Source organism: Cryobacterium sp. MLB-32, from assembly GCF_000738085.1.
Lineage (GTDB): Bacteria > Actinomycetota > Actinomycetes > Actinomycetales > Microbacteriaceae > Cryobacterium.
The window spans coordinates 1-1431 of record NZ_JPRS01000620.1 but is presented as its reverse complement, the minus strand read 5'-3'; the positions used below and the strand labels follow the sequence as shown (position 1 = coordinate 1431).

Genomic DNA, 1431 nt, shown 5'->3' with positions numbered 1-1431 from the left:
ACCCGGCCTGCCGGAGCATGGTTGCAGCGCCGAGTGGATCACTGACTGTCACCACCAGCCGTCCGGCATCTTCCAGCTCGGACAGCGGCCCCTGATACAGCAGGCGACCGTGATCGATGATGCCCAGGGTGGAAACCATCTGCTCAATCTCCGACAAGAGATGACTCGACACTAAAACCGTCATCCCGAACCGTTCCGGCAAACCAACGATCAGCTCACGCATCTCGTGAATCCCGGCCGGATCAAGACCATTTGTCGGCTCGTCCAGAATCAACAGATCCGGCTCCCCAAGCAAAGCCATCGCCAAACCGAGGCGCTGCTTCATCCCCAGAGAATAGTTCTTGACTTGCTTCTTCTCTTGACCGCTCAGACCAACGGTGGCGAGCACCGGAGGCACTGACGAGACAGGCAGATGTTTAATCCGCCGGACCAGATCTAGATTCTCCGGACCTGTCAAATGCCCATAGAAGGAGGGAGACTCGATCAAAGACCCGATCCGCGGCAAGATCGCCCGCTGATTCGCACCCAGCCTCTGATCAAAGATCTCAACCGCTCCCGATGTGGGGCGCACCAAACCCAACAGCATCTTCATCGTCGTGCTCTTACCCGCACCATTCGGTCCCAGAAATCCGAAGATCTCACCGGCACCGACCTGCAGGTCCACACCCTCCACCACCGGAACGCCCCGGTAGTTCTTCGTCAAACCACTCGTCCGGATAATCGGCGTCCCCTGGGATCTAGTGCCCTGCATCGTGTTCTGTCCTTCAACTAATTGGGACGCAAAGACTCACGTCCATATCAGCAAAGAACATCCGCACGAAAAACACATCTAGCCACGGTAGACAATCGCCATCCGAGAAATGCTTCCCTTGGTATACAGACCGCCAAGAATTGGCGTCGTCCGTCTGACCGCTGTCGATGAACAGCCCGGCTTACGTAGGCTCACTTTGGGGCGTCCGACGTAGGCGTTTCCTACGCCCCGTAAGCCGGACCTCCAACGGGAACGCCCCCGCAAAGACGGGGCCGCACACCCCGTCTGAACGAAGGTGTCCCGTTTGCCCTGTCGCGTAAGGAAATCCCGCCAAGGCACGCCAACTGCGACAGCTGCACCACCGAGAAATTCGCTGTCCCTGAGGAATTAGTTCTGCTGCTCCCGCTCTTCTTCGTGCCACCAAGGGTCTGCGGCCAGCCTCAAGCTAATTGAAAAATGAACCGGCGGATCAGTCGTGCCAGCGCAGCCCGTGGAGATCGAATGCTAGCTGCATCTCCGAATCCTCGGGGTGAAGACTGATTATCTCCTCTTGCTGGATGTGACCGCTGGTACCAAGGCCTTCATCTGCGAGACGCTCAAACACCGCCCACATACGAAACTCATCGCCATAACGGGAGCGGAACTCGACCCCATTCACCAGATCACCCTGGTCGACGCCT

General features: G+C 57.8%; 1 protein-coding gene. It reads right to left on the bottom strand.

What is annotated here, in order from left to right; translation table 11 throughout:
- On the bottom strand, positions 1-703 hold a 703-nt coding region (locus JF66_RS20405; RefSeq protein ID WP_231556540.1), incomplete at its 3' end, for an ABC transporter ATP-binding protein.
- Positions 704-1431: the final 728 nt, after the last annotated feature.